Annotated in this window: 3 protein-coding genes; 1 reads left to right on the top strand and 2 read right to left on the bottom strand. The window is 67.0% G+C overall.

What is annotated here, in order from left to right:
- Positions 1-98: 98 nt before the first annotated feature.
- Positions 99-1,880, bottom strand: a complete 1,782-nt coding sequence (rho, locus tag AC1VAN_RS12165; RefSeq protein ID WP_480985878.1) for a transcription termination factor Rho — start codon at positions 1,878-1,880, stop codon at positions 99-101.
- 228 nt (positions 1,881-2,108) lie between these two features.
- On the bottom strand, positions 2,109-2,438 hold the full coding sequence (trxA, locus tag AC1VAN_RS12160; RefSeq protein ID WP_025878607.1) for a thioredoxin: 330 nt from the start codon (positions 2,436-2,438) through the stop codon (positions 2,109-2,111).
- Between the two features lie 512 nt (positions 2,439-2,950).
- On the opposite strand from trxA, the gene rhlB reads away from it, so the two are divergent.
- On the top strand, positions 2,951-4,681 hold the full coding sequence (gene rhlB / locus AC1VAN_RS12155; protein ID WP_442251962.1) for an ATP-dependent RNA helicase RhlB: 1,731 nt from the start codon (positions 2,951-2,953) through the stop codon (positions 4,679-4,681).
- Positions 4,682-4,689 lie beyond the last annotated feature (8 nt).

Below are 4,689 nucleotides of genomic sequence, written 5' to 3'. Positions count from 1 at the left end.
ATTCACAGGGCCGCGAAGTGAAGCCGTTCGTCCTGCCGCCACCCAAAGAAAAAGCCCCGCACTGCGGGGCCTTTCCATATTCCATCAATGCCGCGCGATCAGCGCTTCATCGAACCGAAGAACTCGTCGTTGGACTTGGTGTTCTTCATCTTGTCCAGCAGGAATTCCATCGCCGTCATTTCGTCCATCGGATGCAGCAGCTTGCGCAGGATCCAGATCTTCTGCAGCAGCTCCGGCTCGATCAGCAGGTCTTCGCGACGGGTGCCCGAACGGTTGATGTCGATGGCCGGGAACACGCGCTTTTCAGCGATGCGACGGCTCAGGTGCACTTCGCTGTTGCCGGTGCCCTTGAACTCTTCGTAGATCACCTCGTCCATCTTCGAGCCGGTATCGACCAGCGCGGTGGCGATGATGGTCAGGCTGCCACCTTCTTCCACGTTGCGCGCGGCACCGAAGAAGCGCTTGGGGCGWTGCAGGGCGTTGGCGTCCACACCACCGGTCAGCACCTTGCCCGAGCTCGGCACGACGTTGTTGTAGGCACGCGCCAGGCGGGTGATCGAGTCGAGCAGGATCACCACGTCCTTCTTGTGTTCGACCAGGCGCTTGGCACGCTCGATGACCATTTCGGCCACCTGCACGTGGCGCGCGGCCGGTTCGTCGAAGGTCGAGCTGATGACCTCGCCGYGCACSGTGCGCTGCATTTCGGTCACTTCTTCCGGGCGCTCGTCGAYCAGCAGCACGATCAGGTGCACGTCCGGATGGTTGGTGGTGATGGCCGTGGCCACCTGCTGCATCATCATCGTCTTGCCGGCCTTCGGCTGGGACACGATGAGCGAGCGCTGGCCCTTGCCCTGCGGCGCCATCAGGTCGAGGATGCGGCCGGTGATGTCTTCCGACGAACCATTGCCGCGCTCCAGGGTGAAACGGCGACGCGGGAACAGGGGGGTCAGGTTCTCGAACAGCACCTTGTTCTTCGACGCTTCCAGCGGCTCACCGTTGATGGTGTCCACGATCGACAGCGCGAAGTAGCGCTCGCCGTCCTTCGGGAAGCGGATGCGGCCGGACAGGTGGTCGCCGGTACGCAGGTTGAAGCGGCGGATCTGGCTGGGCGAAATGTAGGTGTCGTCCGGGCCGGCCAGGTAGCTGGCCTCGGCCGCGCGCAGGAAGCCGAAGCCGTCCGGCAGGATTTCCAGCACGCCGTCGGCGGCAACGCCGTCGCCGTGGCGGGTCAGCACCTTCAGCAGCGCGAAGATCACGTCCTGCTTGCGGGCACGGGCCACGCCTTCGGAAATCTGCAGCTGCTCGGCGATCTCCAGCAGCTTCTGGGCCGGCATGCGCTTGAGGTCGCTCAGCGAATAGACCGGGAAGCCTTCGGGGACGTTGGCGTGCGGACGCGGTACGAACGGCTGCTGTTCGCCGTTGTCGTTGGGCATGCCGTCGTCGCGGAAGCGACCGCCGTTGCCACCACCGCCACCACCACCGCCACCATTGCGATCACGGTCGCGGCGGTTGCGGAAACGGTCACGGCGGTTGCCTTGGCCTTGCTGGCCCTGCTGGCCGCCCTGGTTGTAGGGGCTCTGGTTCTGGCCACCGCCCTGGTTGTTCTGCTGCGACTGCCGCGGCTGGCCGGATTCGCGGCCCTCGCCACCTTCGCCGCCGCCACTGCTGGCAGGGGCCTCGGCGGCGGGTGCGCTCGGCGCGGAAGGCGCTGCGGCCGGTGCCGGCGCCTCGGGCGCGGCTGCCAGCGGCAGGGCAGGCTGCGCAGGGGCGGCGCTGGTTTCGGCGGCGGCCGGAGCGGCAGCCTTGGTTACGCGGGCTTTGCGCACGCGCTTTTCGGCGGGCGCATCAGCGCTACCGGTTTCGGGAGTGTTATCGGACAAGAGCGTTATTCCTCGCTTGAAGGTGCGAGCGCCCGGCTGGGGCGGCGAACATTGGGAATGGGTCTGGAAGAAACTGCGTCCAGAAGATGCGGCACGCGAACGCGGCCGGATGTGCCGACACTATCATCGGCCCGCGGCGCCACGCAAGGGTCGCCGGATACGGTATTCAGTCAGGCGCCGGGGCGCCTGCCCGGCAGCCGTCGAAAACGGCTGCCGGAAAGCGCGGGATCAGGCCAGGGCCTTGTCCAGCAGGCCGGCCAGCTGGGCCTTGCCAACGGCACCGATCTGCTCGCCCACCTTCTCGCCGTCCTTGAAGACGACCAGGTAGGGAATCGAACGCACGTGGTACTTGGCGGCCAGGGCGCGGTTGTTGTCCACGTTGACCTTGGCGATCTTGGCGCGGCCCTGGTAGGCATCGGCCAGTTCATCCAGCGCCGGGGCGATCATCTTGCACGGGCCACACCACTCGGCCCAGAAATCGACCAGCACCGGTTCCTTGGAATTCAGTACGGCGCTATCAAAGTCGGCATCGCCGACGTGTACAACCTTGTCGCTCATCTTGGTTTCTCGTCTTGGATTGCACCCGGCCAGGCCGGAGGTGGGTGAACTGGGCCATGCCCGGTGGCGTGACCCTCGTCGTTGCCTCGCGGCGGACTGCCACGGTGCGTTCGGCGGGATGCCTGGACGCTCACGGCCGGCAGTGTACCCCTATCGCAGGGCAGGGACAGATGCTGGCTGGAACCCAGCGTATCGTGATCGATGCTGAGCCCGGTATGTGTCCGATGTCACTGTCCATGGCTGAAATGGGGGTGCTGGCGCGGTAGGCCATGGGAGCCCGCGCCGCTGTTCAAGCGCGGTACTGCGGGGTGAAGAGGTGCGTCTCCGTAAGCGGTGAGACGCCCGATTCCGGTTTGCTGGCCCGAGTGCGGTAAACTGGGGCATTGTGCGGCGCGCGGACCCGAGGGGTCCCGGCCAGCCCGACCCGCCGCAGGGGCCGCAGTTTGCGACGGAGCCCCAGACAGATTTCAGTGCCGCCGCCCGCAGGCGCGTGGCCATACCAAGACGGACACATGAGCGACAAACCGCTGACCGATTTGACTTTTTCCTCCTTTGATCTGCATCCGGCCCTGCAGGCCGGTCTTGAAGGAGCCGGATTCACCCGCTGCACGCCCATCCAGGCGCTGACCCTGCCGGTCGCGCTGCCCGGTGGCGACGTCGCCGGCCAGGCCCAGACGGGCACCGGCAAGACGCTGGCCTTCCTGGTCGCTGTCGTGAACCGCCTGCTGACCCGCCCGGCACTGGCCGATCGCAAGCCGGAAGACCCGCGCGCGCTGATCCTGGCCCCCACCCGCGAACTGGCCATCCAGATCCACAAGGATGCGGTCAAGTTCGGTTCGGACCTGGGTTTGCGTTTCGCGCTGGTCTACGGCGGCGTTGACTACGACAAGCAGCGCGAGATCCTGCAGCAGGGCGTGGACGTGATCATCGCCACCCCGGGCCGCCTGATCGACTACGTCAAGCAGCACAAGGTGGTGTCGCTGCACGCCTGCGAGATCTGCGTGCTGGACGAAGCCGACCGCATGTTCGACCTGGGCTTCATCAAGGACATCCGCTTCCTGCTGCGCCGCATGCCCGAGCGCTCCACCCGGCAGACCCTGCTGTTCAGCGCCACCCTGAGCCACCGCGTGCTCGAGCTGGCCTATGAGCACATGAACGAGCCGCAGAAGCTGGTGGTCGAAGCCGAGACCATCACCGCCGCGCGCGTGCGCCAGCGCATCTACTTCCCGGCCGACGAAGAGAAGATCCCGTTGCTGCTGGGCCTGCTGTCGCGCAGCGAAGGCGCGCGCACCATGGTCTTCGTCAACACCAAGGTGTTCGTCGAGCGCGTGGCCCGTTCGCTGGAGCGTTCCGGCTACCGCGTCGGCGTGCTGTCCGGTGACGTGCCGCAGAAGAAGCGCGAGAGCCTGCTCAACCGCTTCCAGAAGGGCCAGCTGGAAATCCTGGTGGCCACCGACGTGGCCGCCCGCGGCCTGCATATCGACGGCATCAAGTACGTCTACAACTACGACCTGCCGTTCGACGCCGAAGACTACGTGCACCGCATCGGCCGTACCGCCCGCCTGGGCGAGGAAGGCGATGCCATCAGCTTCGCCTGCGAGCGCTATGCGATGGGCCTGCCGGATATCGAGGCCTACATCGAACAGAAGATCCCGGTCGAAGCGGTCACCAGCGAGATCCTGACGTCGCTGCCGCGCCCTGAGCGTGCCGCCCCGGCACCGGGCGAGGAAGGCGACGAGAACGAAAGCGTCGGCCAGATCTTCCGCGAAGCACGCGAAGCGCGCGCCGCCGAGGAAGAGCGTCGTGGCGGCGGCCGTAGTGGCGGTCGTTCCGGCAGTGGTGCTGGCGCTGGGCGTGGTGGCCGCGATGGCGAGCGCAGCGGCGAACGCCGTCCGCGTGGCCCGCGCAAGCCGCGTGTGGAAGGTGAGCAGGTTGCTGCCGCCGCAGTCGAGGGTGCAGTGACCGCTGAAGCTGCTGCCGTGCAGGCCCCGCGTCCGCCGCGCGCTGAAGCTGCGCCGGAAGTTGCGGTGGACGGCGAGCGCAAGCCGCGCAAGCGCCGTCGTCGTCGCCACGGCCGTCCGGTCGAGGGCGCCGAAGGTGTGGCAAGCAACGCCGGCAACGGCGCCAGCCCGGTTACCCCGGTGCAGGTGGTGGCCAAGCCGGTGCGTACCAGCGCCGATGCCGGCGACTCGTTCCTGACCCGTATCGGCCGCAAGATCCGCCGGATGCTGTCCGGCAATTAAGCCGGAAG

The organism is Stenotrophomonas sp. 05L44_2, assembly GCF_056665995.1.
Note: the sequence above shows the minus strand (reverse complement) of the source record. Positions and strands in the feature narration are given on the sequence as shown.